The sequence below is a fragment of the Bifidobacterium sp. LH_426 genome (assembly GCF_056356875.1).
Genome location: NZ_JBKEVB010000011.1, coordinates 64,087 through 80,742, shown reverse-complemented (window position 1 = coordinate 80,742; position 16,656 = coordinate 64,087). Strand labels below are relative to the sequence as shown.

The 16,656-nt window shown below is 65.7% G+C and carries 14 protein-coding genes and 1 tRNA gene; 10 read left to right on the top strand and 5 right to left on the bottom strand.

Features of this window, described 5'->3' with window-relative positions:
• Positions 1–15: 15 nt before the first annotated feature.
• The 3 genes from AC1AYD_RS09845 to AC1AYD_RS09835 are packed head-to-tail and all read right to left on the bottom strand — an operon-like array spanning position 16 to position 3,107.
• Positions 16–657, bottom strand: coding sequence for an IMPACT family protein (locus tag AC1AYD_RS09845; RefSeq protein ID WP_476502872.1), 642 nt, complete (start codon positions 655–657; stop codon positions 16–18).
• Positions 657–1,718: an NAD(P)-dependent oxidoreductase gene (locus AC1AYD_RS09840; RefSeq protein WP_476545113.1), complete on the bottom strand. Its 1,062-nt coding sequence runs from the start codon at positions 1,716–1,718 to the stop codon at positions 657–659. The genes AC1AYD_RS09845 and AC1AYD_RS09840 overlap by 1 nt, the downstream gene beginning before the upstream one ends.
• 36 nt (positions 1,719–1,754) lie before the next feature.
• Positions 1,755–3,107: a CapA family protein gene (locus AC1AYD_RS09835; RefSeq protein ID WP_476545112.1), complete on the bottom strand. Its 1,353-nt coding sequence runs from the start codon at positions 3,105–3,107 to the stop codon at positions 1,755–1,757.
• A gap of 316 nt (positions 3,108–3,423) precedes the next feature.
• Between AC1AYD_RS09835 and AC1AYD_RS09830 the strand changes: the two genes are divergently transcribed.
• From AC1AYD_RS09830 to AC1AYD_RS09790, 9 genes are all read left to right on the top strand, one after another.
• Positions 3,424–3,511, top strand: a tRNA-Ser gene (locus AC1AYD_RS09830).
• A gap of 211 nt (positions 3,512–3,722) precedes the next feature.
• The gene (locus AC1AYD_RS09825; protein ID WP_476545110.1) at positions 3,723–5,213 is read left to right on the top strand and encodes a tyrosine-type recombinase/integrase; all 1,491 of its coding nucleotides are present in this window, start codon (positions 3,723–3,725) and stop codon (positions 5,211–5,213) included.
• A gap of 516 nt (positions 5,214–5,729) precedes the next feature.
• Positions 5,730–5,939, top strand: coding sequence for a hypothetical protein (locus AC1AYD_RS09820; RefSeq protein ID WP_476502811.1), 210 nt, complete (start codon positions 5,730–5,732; stop codon positions 5,937–5,939).
• 212 nt (positions 5,940–6,151) lie between these two features.
• Positions 6,152–8,758, top strand: a complete 2,607-nt coding sequence (locus AC1AYD_RS09815; RefSeq protein ID WP_476545108.1) for a toprim domain-containing protein — start codon at positions 6,152–6,154, stop codon at positions 8,756–8,758.
• 1,261 nt (positions 8,759–10,019) lie between these two features.
• Positions 10,020–10,211 (top strand): helix-turn-helix domain-containing protein, encoded by a 192-nt coding sequence (locus tag AC1AYD_RS09810; protein WP_476502813.1) that lies wholly within the window; start codon positions 10,020–10,022, stop codon positions 10,209–10,211.
• A gap of 138 nt (positions 10,212–10,349) precedes the next feature.
• Positions 10,350–10,538, top strand: coding sequence for a hypothetical protein (locus AC1AYD_RS09805; RefSeq protein ID WP_476502814.1), 189 nt, complete (start codon positions 10,350–10,352; stop codon positions 10,536–10,538).
• A 369-nt stretch (positions 10,539–10,907) separates the two neighbouring features.
• Positions 10,908–11,180 carry a hypothetical protein gene (locus AC1AYD_RS09800; RefSeq protein WP_476545107.1) on the top strand — a complete coding sequence of 91 codons (273 nt, stop codon included), beginning with the start codon at positions 10,908–10,910 and terminating at the stop codon, positions 11,178–11,180.
• Positions 11,181–11,494: 314 nt separating this feature from the next.
• Positions 11,495–11,827, top strand: coding sequence for an HNH endonuclease signature motif containing protein (locus AC1AYD_RS09795; RefSeq protein WP_476502817.1), 333 nt, complete (start codon positions 11,495–11,497; stop codon positions 11,825–11,827).
• Between the two features lie 540 nt (positions 11,828–12,367).
• Positions 12,368–12,523 carry a hypothetical protein gene (locus AC1AYD_RS09790; RefSeq protein ID WP_476545106.1) on the top strand — a complete coding sequence of 52 codons (156 nt, stop codon included), beginning with the start codon at positions 12,368–12,370 and terminating at the stop codon, positions 12,521–12,523.
• 580 nt (positions 12,524–13,103) lie between these two features.
• Here the strand turns inward: AC1AYD_RS09790 and AC1AYD_RS09785 are convergent.
• Positions 13,104–14,051 carry an EamA family transporter gene (locus AC1AYD_RS09785; protein ID WP_476545105.1) on the bottom strand — a complete coding sequence of 316 codons (948 nt, stop codon included), beginning with the start codon at positions 14,049–14,051 and terminating at the stop codon, positions 13,104–13,106.
• Between the two features lie 66 nt (positions 14,052–14,117).
• Between AC1AYD_RS09785 and dinB the strand changes: the two genes are divergently transcribed.
• Positions 14,118–15,392: a DNA polymerase IV gene (dinB, locus tag AC1AYD_RS09780; protein ID WP_476545103.1), complete on the top strand. Its 1,275-nt coding sequence runs from the start codon at positions 14,118–14,120 to the stop codon at positions 15,390–15,392.
• Positions 15,393–15,465: 73 nt separating this feature from the next.
• On the opposite strand, the gene dapC is transcribed toward dinB, so the two are convergent.
• Entirely contained in the window at positions 15,466–16,638 is a 1,173-nt protein-coding gene (gene dapC / locus AC1AYD_RS09775; RefSeq protein WP_476545102.1) for a succinyldiaminopimelate transaminase, read from the bottom strand.
• Between the last annotated feature and the right edge of the window lie 18 nt (positions 16,639–16,656).

Genomic DNA, 16,656 nt, shown 5'->3' with positions numbered 1-16,656 from the left:
AGCCTACCGCGCGTGTCAGTCCTGCGCGACCGCGCGGTTCACCACGTCGAGCGGCTCCGGCACGACGGTCGCATTGAACGTCTCGCGCACGAGATCCTCGAATCGCGGAGCTTCGTCGACCGGCAGCGACGCGACGAGCGTCACGTCGGCCGCGTACGTCTCGTCGGACTGCGTGCCGTGCACCGTGGCGAGGATCTGCTGGAACCGTTTGAGCTGCGGGTACTGCAACGCGACGAGGTAGCGCCGGCACGGCACGATCGCCGCCTGCCGCGCCGCCTTCACGGCGATCGACGCACCGGTCGAATACGCGCGGATGAGCCCGCCGGAGCCGAGCAGGATGCCGCCGAAATACCGCGTCACGGCGACCACGCAGTCGGTGAGGTCGTTCGCGCGGATCACGTCGAGGATCGGCTTGCCGGCGGTGCCGGACGGCTCGCCGTCGTCGCTCATGCGCTCCGCCACGCGGCCGTCGGCGCCGCCGCAGACGGCCGCGTAGGCGACATGACGTGATTTCGGATGCCGCTCGCGGATCCGCTCGACGAAGGCGAGCGCCTCGTCGAGCGTCGCGACGTGCGCGGCGTCGCCGATGAACTCGGATTTCTTCTCGACGAACGCGTCGTGCGCGGGCTGGTCCGTCGGGTCGAGGATCGTCCGCATCACGCCTCGCGATTGTGTTCGGAGACGACGACGTTCACGTCGCCGCCCGTGAGGTAGGCGAGCGTGGCGTCCGCCATCTGCCTGGTGAGGTCGGCGAACGCGCCGTCGGTGCGCCACGCGACGTGCGGCGTGAGGATCACGTTGTCCATCGCGCGCAACGGGTCGTCGGTGGGAAGCGGCTCCTTGTCGAACACGTCGAGTGCCGCGTGGACGTCGCCGCGCGCGAGACGTTCCGCGAGCGCGCCCGGCGCGATGACCTCGGCGCGCGCCGTGTTGACGAACAACGCGCCGGGCTTGAGGCGTGCGAGATGGTCGGCGGTGACGATGCCGCGCGTCGCTCCGTCGATGAGCGGCAGGTGGACGGTGACGACGTCCGAGGCGGCGATGAGCGCGCCGAGGTCGTCGACCGGCGTGACGCCGTACCGCGTGAACCGGTCGACCGGCGTATGCCCGGTCCACCATGCGGACACGTCCATACCGAGCGCCCGCGCGATCCGCGCGACGGCGCCGCCGATGCCGCCGAGGCCGATGATGCCGAGACGGCGGCCGGCGAGCTGCATGCCGTCCGCGAACGGACCGGACCAGCCGCCCGCCTTGACGCCCGCGTCGAGCGCGCCGACATGCCGCGTGAGCTCGAACAGGAGGGCGAACGTGTGTTCGGCGACGGCGGCGTCGCCGTAGTGGACGGCGTTGCAGATGCGCATGCCGAGCTCGCGCGCGAGCGCCAGATCGATGTAGCTGGCGACGCCGGTGCCGGAGAACACGATGCACTTGAGGCCGTCCGCGTGCAGGCGGCGCAGCAGCGCGTCGGAGATGTGCGGACCGCCGTTGAGCATGACGGTCGCGCCGGCCACGCGACTGGCGATGAGGTCCTCGTCCTCGGTGAAGTCGCCGTACATGCGCACGCGGGCGACGTCATGCAGACGTTCCAGCTGCGCGGTGAGCGGCGCGATCATCGAGCCGAGCACGGCGGGCATGACGACGAGCGGCAGGTCGGTGCGCTCCGGCTGCGTGTCGAGGATGATCGGGGATGTGGCGGATGGCGTGTGCGGCATGGTCATGGAGCCTACCTTAGCGCGGGCCGGCGTGGGTGCGCGTCACCGGGTCGCCTGTCGTTCGTCCGTGATGTTCCACTCGCGCACGACGTTCGGGTCGGCGCCCATCGCATAGATGACGTCGGAGATGCGCTGGCGCTGCCTCGCGTCCTCCGTCTCGTTCCAGCACACGCCGTCCGGGCGGTCGGAGGAGATCGGGCACCACACGTATTGGCCCTGCCGCATGTTCGCGGTGGGCAGCCAGTCGATGCGGCTCACGCGCCACGACCCCTTGACGCCCTTCTTGCCGGCGAACTGGACGCGCGCGGTGACGCCCTGGTTGTTCACCTCGTTGCCGGGGATGTACGAGGTGACGGTGACCGCGTTGCCGAGACCGTAGACGATCCACGTGCCGTTGTAATGCTCGATCGGCTGCGCGCAATGGCATCCGGCGCCATAGATCACGTCGAACGCGCCCGTATCGGCGAGCTCGTGCGCCTCGGACACCTGCCAGGAATCCGCGTAGTCGAGGTACTCCTGCACCGAGTGCATGGCGATGGCGACCACGTCGGCGCCCTGTTCGCGCGCCTTGTCCGCCTTGTCGACCGCGCGTTGGATGTCGGAATCATGGTGCGGGTCGCCGCTTTCGCGCAGACGGTCCACCCGCCAATCCTGGTCGGCAGTCTGGCCGTTGAGCGAGACGGTGCCGGTGACGAGGCCCAGCTTGCCACCGCCGGTCGGCGAGTCGATGACGAGCGGCTTGACGGAATCCGCCTCGGTCTTGTACGAGCCGGTCTGGGCGATGCCCAGCGAGTCGAGCGTGTCCCACAGGCGCGCGATGCCGTCGGAGCCCTGGTCCCACGAATGGTTCGTGGCGTGCGTGCACGCATCGTAGCCGACGTGCTTGGCGGCGTCCGCCACCTCGGGCGGGATGTTGAAGACCGGGTACGCGGAGTAGGGGCCGCCGCGCGGGGCGATCGGCGTCTCGAACTCGCATACGGCGATGTCGGAGGCCTGGATGTACTTCCTCATCGGCTCGAACAGCGGGTCGAAGTCGAACGCGGTGCCGTCGGTGGCCGTGGTGTCCGGCCCCGCGAAATGCTCCCACAGACCCTCACGGAACAGCAGGTCGCCGTTGACGAGCATCGCGATGCAGTCCGTGTCCGGGCAGTCCGGGGAGTTGCCGTGATGCTCGGCGGCGGGCTTGGGCACGGCCTGCCTGATCCGGGATTCCGTGGATTCCGCCGCTTCCGGCGTCTCCCCGACCGCGCCGATCCGGCCGGTGGATACCGCCCACGCGCCTCCACTGAACGTGAGCACGATCGCCGCGACCAGCGCGACGACCACGATGGTCCTGACGTGTGACGGTCCGTTGGACGGCGGCGTATGACGACCGACGCCGTTGATGTGTCTCATGGCTGCTCTGCCTTTCTTCTCCCGCTCTTTCCGTCGAGGATACCGCCGCCCATGCCGCCACGGGGATTGCCGTGGGAACCGGGTGTCGCGCGACGTTTGGGGATAGAATGGCCCGCAGGAGACGGACGGACAATGGCGTACCTCCGGCTCCGCCTATATGCATGCGACGCGGTATGCGACACATGACGCACGATGGCGGTGCCGGAGGTTCCCTGTCAGTATGTGGGTATGCGAAAATCATGGATTTTGTGAATACGGCGGGTCGCATCCGAGGGGTGGTGTATAGTTTCATGCTGTTGTGTTCATGACACAATGTGGAGTGATGCCTGAGTGGCCGAAAGGGGCACCCTGCTAAGGTGTTAGCTGCTTTGAGCGGCTCGGGGGTTCGAATCCCCCTCACTCCGCCCGCTAGGGATTCACGGTTTCTCGTGAATCCCTTTTTTTCATGCCGAAAACGGCGGCATTGCAACGGTTCCGGGCCGTTCCGGCGCTCGCCGGCCGTTCGCGCGATGGTGCGTATTGGCGCGTGGATATGGGGACGGTGTGGGGTACATAGTGGGGTAACGAAATCGGCCGGGGACGCTCGTACCCCACTAAGCCACATGGAGGTGCTGCATGGCGAGACAGGCGAAGCGCAAGCGGCGCGCGTTCGGCCACGTGAAGCCCACGCGCAAGCATGGCCGGGACTACCTAGAGTTCTCATACGCGACCCCTATTGACGCGTTCGCCCAATGGCCGGGACTCCCCCAGCGCTGCTACAAGATGGTGCCGAAAGAGTTCGAGTGGGAGGGCGAAGCGTGGTTGACGGCGGCACAGACCGCAATCAAGGCCGGCACTTGGACACCGCCGCAATCGGAGAGGGAACAGGCCCGGCGTGAATCCGTCACGTTCCGCGAGTATGCCGGCCCGTGGGTGGAACACCGCAAGAAGCCGGACGGCACCGACCTGAAAGAGACCGCGAAACAGAAGTACCGTGAATCGCTGGAACTGTATTTGCTGCCGTTCTTCGGCGATATGCCCATGACCTCGATAACCCCGGCAGTCGTGCAACGGTGGTTCGACGCGTTCCGGCCGGTGCAGCTCGACGCCGACCTTGAGGACAGGCGCGCCCACGTGTACCGTCACCTCGCCACGATGATGAAGAGCGCCGCCGAAACACCAATAGACGACGAAGGACACACGCTCATACCGTCCAGCCCGTGCCGGCTGAAGGTCGGCAAGCCGGCCGTAAAGCACGTGCCGGTGCGCCCCACGCGCGAACAACTCGACGCGTTGATTGCCGTCATGCCCGAATGGGTGCGGCTGGTGGTGCTGCTATGCAACGGCGCGGGCCTACGTGAAAGTGAGGCGCTGGGATTGCGCCGCCGTCACATCGACCTTGACGGGTTGACGATTCACGTGGTCGAACAGGTGCAGCGCGTGAAGAATCCCAAGACCGGCAAGGGCGATACGGCGATACTCACACCGAAAACCCGTTCCTCCATCCGTACCGTCCCCATGACCCGCGCGCTCGCCGACCGGTTGGCCGCATGGATGGAACAGCGTGGAATCACCGACTCTGACGCGCACCTGTTCACGTCCGACCGCACCGGCGACGTGCATTATGGGCAGCACTACCGCAACGCGTTCGCCAAAGCACGCGAACAGGTGCCCGGCCTTGAGACCATGCGCCCGCACGACCTCCGCAAGGACTGTCTCTCTCGCATGATGGAACTGGGAGCCACGGTGAGCGAGGTCATGCGACAGGGCGGGCATACCACAATGGCCGTCGCGAGCCGCTACCAAGTCACCGGCGAACAACACCTAGGCGAGGTCATGGCCCGCATGAACGCATACGACAACGGAAACGACGCGCCGGCGAGCGCGACAGACACCACGACCGTACCGACGTCGGACGGGCCGGCCACCGCTTCGGACGCCAACACGGGCGACGATACGGGAGAACTGCGAGCGCTCGCCGACGTGCTCGCCGGCATGGAGACCGTGGAGCGCGTAGCCGTGCTGCGGCCGTTGCCGGTGGAGCGTCGGGCGCGCGTGCTGGAGCTGCTGCCGTCACATGTGCGCGTGGAGACCATGACGGGACTATTAGGGGAGGTACTTGCATGACCTAGGGACAATAACGACAAAGCGACGGCACACACCAGAGACAATCACTTTCGGCGACACGCCACTACGGCGTGCGATTGGAAGGGAATCGAATGTTTGTTCTAACAAGGTGCATATGGGCGCAAATGCTGACAGATGCACCAAAAAGTATCGCCCCGCGTCCGAAATATGCGCTCTATGGCGTATCTACGCCGGTTCCCCGCCCGAAATCGAACACGGGAAATGGTAGATTATCCGCGACACTCCAGTAAAACGTGAGTAGAAAAGTACCGTCGCGTGGCGGCGCGGTATATTTACTTACTGACGCGTGGAACCGCACAAACGTTCTACCGTCGCCGATAACAGAAAAACGAGCGCCCCGAAGCTGGTACCTTCGGAGCGCTCAACAACCCCCCGCGCGTCGGACGCAAATCCGACGCGCACCCTGTACATCTCACAAAGCAATTGCTTAAGCATTTGCTCGAAGCAATTGCTTGAAGCAAACGCGAAGCAAATGCTTCGTCAAGGAGGTCAATAATGGATACTAATACCCCCGTCTATACGAATCCGACTCACGCCGCGTCGCGCCGCCGTCTGGAGCCGTTGAAGGCCGCTACGGAATCGTTGGGATTCAAGGATGAACGCGTGACCATGCGTCTCGTGCGTGAAGGCAAGCTCAAGGCCATCAAGGTCGGTACGCGCGTGATGATTACCACCGCATCTCTTGACAAGTTCGTGGGGTGCTGACGCCGCCATGACCATTGAGAACACAGCCCCCGCCAACCGCGAGGGGCTAACCCAGCGCACCTTTTTTCACCCCCTGTGCCGCCCGTCGATACGGTTCATGCCGCTATGCGCCGGTCTCGACGCGCGCCCGATACCCGCCTATCCCGAAAGCCCTACAGGCGCTCGCCGCAAGGTTTCGCGGCCATGCACCGCGCCATATGTGAGGGGATGATATGAGCACGTCGATAGACAGGATTCTTGACGCGGCGCGCGCCCACGGCTTGCGCATAGAGACCCGCCGAGACGATGACTACATGGTTCAATGCCCCGCGCACGACGACGACGCGCCTTCACTGCACGTCGTCTACAGGCGCGAACGCGGGTGCGTGCTGCTCAAATGCTTCGCGGACTGTACACCTCTCGACGTCCTGAAGGCGTTGGGACTGGACTGGGGCGACCTGTTCGACAAGCCCCGCCCCACACGCGACGCGGCCCGCACCGCCTACCGACGCACGTATTCCACCCTCACGCCCGAAGAGTTGCGGGCGCTCGCCGACAGGACACGGCAGCGCGAAGCGGACGCGGTGAAGTGGGAGCCGTTCGACATACCCGCCCCGTATGTGCCGGAATCGGCGCGTGGAACGCTTTCCACGCCGTTCCGGGACTTGTGTACCCGACTGGAGGTCACGCCCGCCTATGGGCCGACTGCTGCCGCGTGTCCCGTGTGTGGCGAGGCGGACGCGTTGCGTGTCCTGTATGCGCCGTTCACGACGGCCACCCTGTTGCGGTGCAAATCATGCGGCGGCGGCGAGGATTACGCCGGCACGCTCGCGAGCGCCCTACAGGCGGATACGGCGTGCGTGGGCTCGAACGGGCGCGAGGTCATGGTTTACGACAATCCCCGTGGTGCCGTGTACGAGTACGGGGACGGGCTGGAGGTATCGCGTTCGCCGGCGAAGCGGATACGGCAGCACGGCAATACCGGTGGCCGGCACTCGTTGTGGTTGGCCGACCGTGTGGCACCTTATGCGAAGGCCGGTAATCCGGTGTTTTTCGTGGAGGGCGAGAAGGACGCGGCCGTGTTGTGGGCTTGCGGGTATGCGGCGACCACCGCGCCGGGCGGCGGCGGCAATCTCTCAAGCGTGCTCGACGTGGAGAACGTCGCGGCCACGCTAGGTGACGGGCGCGTAATCGCCGTGGCCGATAGGGACGTGACGGGCTGCAAGTGGCGTTCTCAGGTGGTGGAGCTGCTGACGCCGGTGGCCGGCTCGCTTACGGTGGTGCGGGCCGCTGGTGCCGCGCACGACGCTTCGGACGCGGTGATGTTGCGCGAACGGTTCGAGCAACTGCCACAACCCATGCCAACGCCCATATCGGACACAGCGGCGGCGCTCGCCGATACGGCCGTGTCCGTGGAGGACGTGGAGCCGGACGACGATGGTACGGGCGTGGATACGGCGGATATGGAACGGTTTGAGCGGTTTTGGCTTGAGGCCCCGTATCTGACCGTGATTCGTGACGCGGCCCGGCAGTCGCTCACCAGCCCGTGGGGCGTATTCATGTCCCTATTGGCGCGTGTGGCTACGGTGCTGCCGCCTCACGTGATAATCCCGCCGTTCGTTGGCGCGGGCGGCGCGTCGTTGAACACGTTCGTGGCGCTCGTGGGCGCGAGCGGTATGGGCAAGGGTGCGGCCGAGAGCGTCGCCGCCGCTCTGCTGCCGGACATCCGCGACGCCGTGACCTCCCAGCCCGGCAGCGGGGAGAGCCTAGCCACGATGTTCTGCGAGCGCGTCGCCGATGAGAGCGGCGACAAGGACGGGGATGGGCCGCGTACCGTGCTGCGGTGCGTGAACCGTCGAGCCCTGTTGAGCGTGCCCGAGGTGAGTACGTTGGGTGCGGTCATGGCCCGTCAGGGTTCGACGTTGGCGGGCGAGTTGACGAAGGCATGGAGCGGGGAGCCATTGGGGAGCCGCACCAAGCACGCGGCCGACACGTATCGCGTGCCCCGATACGGGTACCGGCTGAACCTCATAACGGGTGTGCAGCCGGGTAACGCGGGCCTGTTGTTCTCCCAATCGGATACGGGACTGCCGCAACGGTTCCTATGGGCCGACATGCGCGACAATCCCGCCCACGTCATCCAGTACGACGACTGGGGGCATACGGGCATGGCCCCGCTACTCGACGCCACACGGTTCCCCGACGACACCGACGCGATACAGACCCTGTACCGTCAAGGCGACCGCTACGCGATGATGGGCCACGGCAGCGCCTACCCTCTGACCGAGGTCAGATACCCGGAAGAGGCGCGGCGCGCCACGTTCGAGCAGCGGCGCGCCATCGTGGCGGGAGAGGCGGGCGACCGTCTCGACATGCACGGCAACCTAGTACGCCTCAAGGTAGCCGCCCTGCTGCCGTGGCTCGACCCCGACCGTATTGACCCGCTGACCGTGACCGTCGATGACTGGAGACTATCGGGCGAAGTACTCGCCTACTCGCAGATGGTGCGCCGGCAATGCATGGCACTGGAGCGCGACCGTAGCCGCGAACGCGCCGCCGACCTCGCGAAGCTCAAGCAATCCGCCGCCCGTGAGGCACGCGACGAACAGGACGAACTACGCGAAGGCACGCCCGTGAAGATTCTCCAGTTCCTCGAACGACGACGCGGGCAATCGCTCACCGGCAGACAGATACGCAACGGGTTACGTCCGAAGTGGAGACCATTCGTTAACACCGCGCTCGCCGACATGGCGAAACAGGATGACGCGAAGGTGTCTTGCGTGAAGGCCGGAGCCACGGTTTCGGGTTCCCTATGGTGCTTGCGGGAGGGTGCCGAGTGAATGTAGACGCGTCTACCCGTCTACATCAATGATTGCAACGGTTTCCACCCGTCTACACTCAGCGTCTACCCGTCTACCGGACGCGACCAGCGACCAGCCCGGTAGACGGGTAGACGCCACCTGTAGACGCCCGTTAGCCCTACTGCCGCAACGTGTAGACGTGTAGACGCGTCTACACGGATGTGAGAGAGAGTAGACGCCACACGGAACACACCACATGAAGCAAGCCCCACCCCTCGAACGGCATGAACCATCGTTTGGCATTAGGTCGGCACACACCGGCGCGCACATCAAACCGTGAACCATTCGTTAACGCCACAACCACACCCCGCCCACATCGCAACGTCACGGAACCGGCCCATAGAACGCCCGACAGCCACGACACGGGGAATCCCATCGCACGGAACACGGAACGCGCCTAGGCGATGCCACGGGACGCATATAGGGGCACTTGCGCCAAGAGCGCCGGCAGCCATCACGCGGCGGCATGGAGCAGCCCGCGACGTACACACCGACGTGCAGCGCCCGCCGACGCTGCCGACCATTGGAGCCGCCGACACCGAGGGGGCGGTCGAATCCCCATCGCGCTCACGGCCGGAACACTATCCGCGTGGCCCGTGTCCCTCCCTCCCCGTGACGGGGTACCCCATCATGCGCGCGAGGGGCGCGCACGCCGACGCCGGCAGCAGCCGGCGCAACGCCGTAGAGTCTTCATGGCTCACGACGGACATGCTGCGGCAACCCCACGCCGACGACACCGGCCCCCGTGGGGGAGGACTCCGAACGCGCCGGCCCATGACCGCCGGGTGGCATGTCCGCCCGTACATACGTGGCGAACCTCGGTTTTATCCCCTGTTATGAAATTGCCGGAACCGCTGCGGCAGTAAGAACAACGGGCGATGACGCGCGTTCGTGACGATTGCGAAGCAAATACCGTGGCCGCGTCGGCGAGCGTCGCCGGCACACCGGGGGGGTGCGTTCCGGCGCGGGCGAGACCGCCGGTGAGGTCTCCGAGATGTACGCGGGGTTCAAAGATTTGCGGACACGCCGGCATCGCCGGTGTCGTACCGCCGCCCAAGGGTGTTCGTTATGGCGTCCGGCTGGTCGTTTTCGGGTGTCCAATCGACCGTTTCCGCAACCAGACCGACCATTCCCGCGACCACTTGGACACGTCACGACATCCACTACACATAGTTATCTAGTTGATTGTTTATAGATAACTATGTAGAATGTAGGTATATGCGAAGAGTGGGAGGTGAGAATGACCCTTAAGGAACTCCGAGAGGCGAAGGGCTGGACACAGACACATCTAGCCGAGGTCAGCGGCGTGCCGCAACAGGTGATAAGCGCCTACGAAAACGGCGCGAAGGACTGGAAAAACATGCCGCTGGGGCGGGCTATAGCGCTCGCCGACGCGCTCGGCTGCGAAGACCTACGCCACATCGGAGATTAGCGAAATGGCCCGAAGGTGCTGCAACACCAACGGGCCGAGCGCTTCACAGATAACGAAATCCCTACCTAGAACAAATCATTAGCCGGAAGCACCCCCAATCGTATCGCGGGGCATGTTCCGGCTGGAGAGGAACACACCATGACAACCACCACGCAATCCCTCGCGTTCGACAACACGCGAGACCCCGCACGCCCCCTCAAGCTGACCGCGAGCGCCACCGGCGTTGAAATCCGAATGGGCGACATGGGCATTACCGACGTCGTGGCCGACCTCGACCACGTTCAGGCGCGGCGTCTCGCCGCATGGCTCACGGAGGTGACGCGATGAGCTTCACGAGCATCCCCGTAAGCGCCGAAGCGCTCGCCGCCAGTGCCGTATGCGGCGTATGCGGGGCGCGTTACAGGTCGGACGCGGACGACGCCGGCCTGTGGAACGTGACCTTCACCCACGGCGTCGTCACCGGGTTCATGTGCCCCGCGTGCCAGACGCCGGAACAGTCCCTAGCGGCCGAGGTGAACGCGGCCACGACGGACTACACACGCATGACGGTAATCGACGGACGCGCCTACGCACCGCCGAAGCACGCCCCGTGGAAGGTGGCCGACATTATCGACACCGCCCGGAACAACACCCCCCCCCCGCCTGCAACTGGAGCACACGCCCGGCTGGGAGTGCAAGACGGACGAACAGGACGGCATGTTGTCGTTGTTCGACAGCACGTGTGAGCCGTTCAACCTCGACTTCACGGCGTGCGTAAGCTGGAGAACCGAAGGCGAGCCGCGCCCCATGCTGTCGTTCGCCATGCTGCCCGGCAGCGTCGCCTATTGGGCGTTCGAGACCGAAAAGGAACCATTGGCGCTCGCCGACAAGACGGACATGCTGCAACAATGGCTTGACGACATCGGCACCGTGGTAGCCCACCTGACCGGCCTCTACCCCGGCCTGACCGTCGAGCGAGTCAACGGATAGCGCCGTTTCAAGCACCACGCGCGGCAAGCGTCCGCATGACGCCCCCGCCCCGAGGGAAGCACCCCGACCGTCATCGTCACGGGCGCTTCTCTCATATCCGGGGTGGGGGGCACCCCCTACCCCGACCCGTCACGGCCACCTCGGGTGAAGGGCCGTTTTCCCCACGGCCGATTTTCCACACGCCCGCGAGCGCGCAACCACTGCAATCGTTGGCTTCGCGGCCCCCAAACCACCACACAGCCACCACGCCACGCCGCATACACGGGCTGTCGTCCCCTACCCGTCGCCCGTCATGGGCGCGCATACTGGAGGACATGACCACTAGAGGCAATCCGAGGAACCGCAACGGGTGGCGACGCCGGCAACTGAGGGCGCGCGTGCTCGCCGCCTACGACGTGTGCGCCATATGCGGCCGGCCGGTGGACAAGACGTTGAGGACGCCCCACCCAATGAGCGCCGAAGTCGATGAACTCGTACCCGTGTCACGCGGCGGCGACCCATTGAGCTTCGCCAACTGCCGCCTAGTCCACCGCCGTTGCAACAGGCTCAAGAGCGACGGGACGGACACGCGCGCACGCGCCTTGTTGGCACGCGAGCCGCTGCCGCGCGCCACGTCGTTGCCGTTCACCACTAGCGGCGACTGGTAGACCACGGGCGACGGGTAGGGGGGCCATCCCCCGCCCGCCCCGTCGCGGCCCCCTCGGGCGCAGGGCCGATATCCCCCCGGCATTTTCGGCGTTACGTTATCGCGTTACGTTATCGAATCGTCGGAAACCGTTACGGCAGTAGGCGCGACGCCGTGACATCGACCGTTAACCGTGACATTAAGCGTGACGTTAACGGTTAACGGTGACGCAACAAGGTGACGGAACGGGTGACGGAAACGTAACGCTTATAAGGCTGAAAATCAATAACGGCAACGGTTCACAGCATTTCAGCGTTACGGAAAGTTCAGCGGGGAGAGATGGGCGCTATGCGCCGGGAGGAGCCGGCACGTAGGGGGTGGGGGCACTCCCCCGTGCCCACCGCCCAATGTGCTGCTAAGCTGGAGCGCGACGCCGTGACATGCGGCGTTCCCGTTGATATGACGGGCCGAAATCGGCGCGAGCCGATAAGAAAAGGCCCGACGCTTGCGACATCGGGCCTTGACTGGTTATCGGCTTACGCCCCTAACCAAAGGGTTCAAGATGAAGCATATCACGATGCACGGCAGTCTGACCGTGAACGGGCGGACAGTCGTCGTCCACATGGGCGACGGCGAGATGTTCGCCACGGTTGACGGCACACGGTTCAACGTGTGCAGCATATGGCAGCTGTACCAACTGCTGCGACTGCTCGTGTAGCGGTCATCAGCGGCGCGGCGTCCCACGTGGGCGTCGCGCCCGAACCCTGAACCCCCGGCGCTCGCCGGCGAGCGCGACGGCGTTACGATGGGGATAGGCGAAGGCGCGTATTGGCGCGTGGCGACACGCCGATAACTGCCGATTGTGGGGTACCTAGTGGGGTACGGATTTTAAGAGAATCCTTGAATGTCAATGTTTTCAACGGTTTAGACCATATCGGTACGGAATCCCCCTCATTCCGCTCGCTAGGGATTCACGGTTTCGCGTGAATCCCTTTTTTCATGCCGAAAACGGGGGACGGTGCGGGGTACATAGCGGGGTAACGAAATCGATTCAGCTCCCATGTCGCGTTACAAGGGGTACATCATGGTCATTCCCAACACGTATCCGTGTTACAAGGGGTACCTGATCATGGACATCCTGAGTATGCGAGGCTTGAAACCAATGATCATGCGCCGGAAACCGAACCGATGGCACCCCTCGTAAGCCAAATGGATGTCCGCGGATGGCCCCGTTGCACAGACCATCTCATCCGGGGCAAAAGGATTCCGCGTCGCCGGCGTCGTCGGCCGCAGTGCGATCATCGCCCCGGGGCGGGGGCCTTGTCTCCGGAGAAGGTGATGACGACGGCCAGAATCACCAACGCGACGCCGGCCATCTCGCCGAATCCGGGTACCTCCCCCAATACCAGGCCGACGGCGATGGCGACGGCCGGGTTGATGGACTGCATGACGGAGAACGTGGCGGGCGTGACACGACGCAGCGTCACCTGCTCGATGACATACGGGACGAACGAGGCGAGGAACGACACGAGGAACAGCAGCGCGAACAGTTTCAACGGGCCGCCGGGAGCCGCCGCCCACGTGGCCGTCGCCTTGGGATGGACGAGGTACGTGACGGCCGGGACGCCGAGGAACAGCGACTGCACCGCCCATCCGATCGTGACGGCGACGCACAGATTGTCGAGTGAATTGCCGCCCGCGGCGATGCGTCTGCCGGTCACGATGTACACGCCCCACATCGACCCGCCGATGAGGATCGCAATCAGACCGACGAGGAACCTGCCGCCGCTCTCCGGATCCGCAAGCGAGATGCCGGCGAGCAGGACCACGCCGATCGCGGCGATGCCGATGCCGAGGCGTTCACGCCAGCTGCGACCGGTGATCACGGCGACCGACAACGGTCCGAGGAACTCGAGGGAGACGGCGATGCCCAAATCCATGTTGGAGATCGCCACGTAGAACATCGTGTTCATCAGCGCGAGCGAGACGCCGAACAGCACCACCAACCCCCAGCCACGCGCATCATGACGGAGCAGCGCCGCACGTTTGTCGGCCCGCCACGGACGCCGCCACAACAGCATCAGCACGGCCATGAACCCGACACGGTACCACACGGCGTACAGCGGGTCGAGCTGGGTGAACGCGAGTTTCGCGACGGCGGTCGCACTGTAGATGACGATCGCCTCGCACACGACGATGGCGACCACCGGCACATGGTTCAGCGCATTCACAACCACTCGCTTCATATCCCCTACGGTAATATCCCCTACGGTAATATCCCGACCCGCCACGCACGACCGTAGAATGGCGGTATGAGCACCGCACCAAGACTGGCCGCCGCGAAACGCGATTGGGGGCATGACGAGACCGGGTGCACGGTGCTGCACATCGACATGGACGCGTTCTACGCCTCGCTCGAGGTGGCGCGTCACCCCGAACTCACGGGCAGGCCGGTGATCATCGGCACGGGGCCGCGTTCGGTGGTGTCCGCCGCGAGCTACGAGGCGCGACGCTACGGCATCAACTCGGCGATGCCGTCCGCCCGCGCGCGGCAGCTGTGCCCGGACGGCGTGTTCCTCCCTGTGGACATGCGCTACTACCGCGCGGTCTCGCACAGGATCATGACCGAGGTGTTCCACGCCGTGACCGACCGGGTGGAGCAGGTGTCGGTGGACGAGGGCTACATGGATGTCTCAGGCGCGCTGCTCGCATGGAAGCGCCCGACGGCGATCGGCGCATGGATCCGCGCCGAAGTGGAGCGCCGTTTCCACGTGACCTGCTCGGTGGGCGTCGCGGCGAACAAGCTCGTCGCGAAGATGGCGTCGACGAATGCGAAACCGAACGGCATGCTGCTCATCCCCGCCGCCAGGTCCGCCGAGTTCGTGCAGATGATGCCGTTGCGCGGCATCCCGGGCATCGGGCCGTCATTGGAGAAGCGTCTCAATGCGTGGGGCGTGGATTCGGTGGCCGATCTGGCGGCGATGAGTCCCCGGGCCTTGGAGCAGGCGACCGGTTCGGTCGCGGCGGCTCGCGGATTGTGGATGGCGTCGCATGGTCTCGACGAACGCACGGTCACGCCGGTGCACGAGGAGAAGTCGGTCGGCTCGGAGGAGACGCTACTGAAGGACACCACCGATCAGCGAGTCGTGCTCGGATTGCTGCGCGAGGCGTGCGACGAGGTGGCCGGAACGTTGCGCCGCAAAGGGTTCGTGGCACGCACGGTGACGGTGAAACTGCGGTTCGCTGATCTGAGCTACCGGACGCGGTCACGGACGCTGGAACGCCCGGTGGACACGGCGGGCGCGCTGTATCCGGTGTGCGTGCGGCTGCTGCACGGGATGCTGGGGATGCCCGAAGATTCCTCCCCCGACGCGCCGCTGCCGAAGCTCATCCGGTTGGCGGGGATGAGCGCGAGCGGACTGGGAGCCGCCGCCGCGACCGCCGTGCAGCCGTCACTGGACGACATGCTCGAGGAGGCGACGAGCGCCGACGCGAGCACCGTCTCGGACCGGCAGCGCCGCGCGGAGAGCGCGCTGGACGAAGTGCGCCGGAGGTTCGGAAAAGGTGCGGCCCGGTTCGGCGCGTGAGGCCATGTACCCGGATAAGTGGGTCTCTCCCCCAGTCGGCTTCGCCGACAGCCCCCTCGTCAGAGGGGGCCTATCAGGCGGCGAGGCGGGCGCAGGCGGCTTCGATCGCCTCGTCGGTGGCGGTGGCGGAGAAGCGCAGATAGGCGGGGGCTCCGTAGAATTCGCCGGGGCTGGCGATGATGCCGAGCTTCGCGAGATCGGCCATGTCCGTCCAGCAGTCGCCGGACTTGGCCTTCACCCACACGTAGAGCGCGCCGTCGGGCATCGCCGCGTCGTACCCGTACGCGCGCAGCGCGGCGACGAGCTTCGACAGGCGCGTGCGGTAGCGCTGCCATTGCACGCGCACCGCTTCGACGTCGCGCAGGCCCGCGGCCATCGCGGCCTGGACGGGTCCGGGGATGATCTCGCCGATCTGCTTGCGGTACTCGGCCATCTCGGTGACGAGACGGTAGTCGCCGGCGATGAGCGCGGTGCGGTAGCCGGCCATATTGCTCTGCTTGGACAGCGAGTACAGCACGAGGATACCGTCGGCGCTGCCCTCGCACACCTGCGGGCTCAGCGCGCACGGCGTGGCGGAAAGGCTGAACGCGTCCGCCGAGGCGGGCTCGTTGGAGTCGGCCGCCCCACGGCTCGAACGCCAGTCCATCAGCGCATAACATTCGTCGGACAGGACGACCGCGCCGATCGCGCGCGCCGCCGCGACGATGCCGGCGAGCCAGTCGGCGCCGAGCACGTCGCCGGAAGGATTGCACGGCGAATTCACCCACACGGCCTTCACGCCCGGCACGTTCCTCCACGAGTCCACGTCGGCGACGTCGTCGACCTTGAGCACGGTGGCGCCGGCCAGCTGCGTGCCGATCTCGTACGTCGGATAGGAGACCTTCGGCTGGACGACCACGTCGCCCGGGCCGAGGTGCAGCAGCGACGCCATCAGCGCGACGCCCTCCTTCGATCCGACGGTGGGCACGACGGCCGCGTTGACGGCTTTCAGGTCCACGCCGCGCAGGTGGCGGAACCAGCCGTCGATCGCGTCGCGCAGGTCGCGCGTGCCGATGGTCGCCGGATAGCCGTGCGCGTTCGCCGCGTCCGCCGCGGCGGCGAGCGCGTCACGCACGCTGGCGGGCACCGGGTCGACCGGCGAGCCGACGGACAGGTCGATCATGCCCCCGTCGACCGCCTTCGCGGTGGTCTTGTAGCCGGCGATGCGCGACCAGTCGTATGGCGAGGAGTAGGTGTGGAAGCCCATGGTGATGCCTCTCCGGGG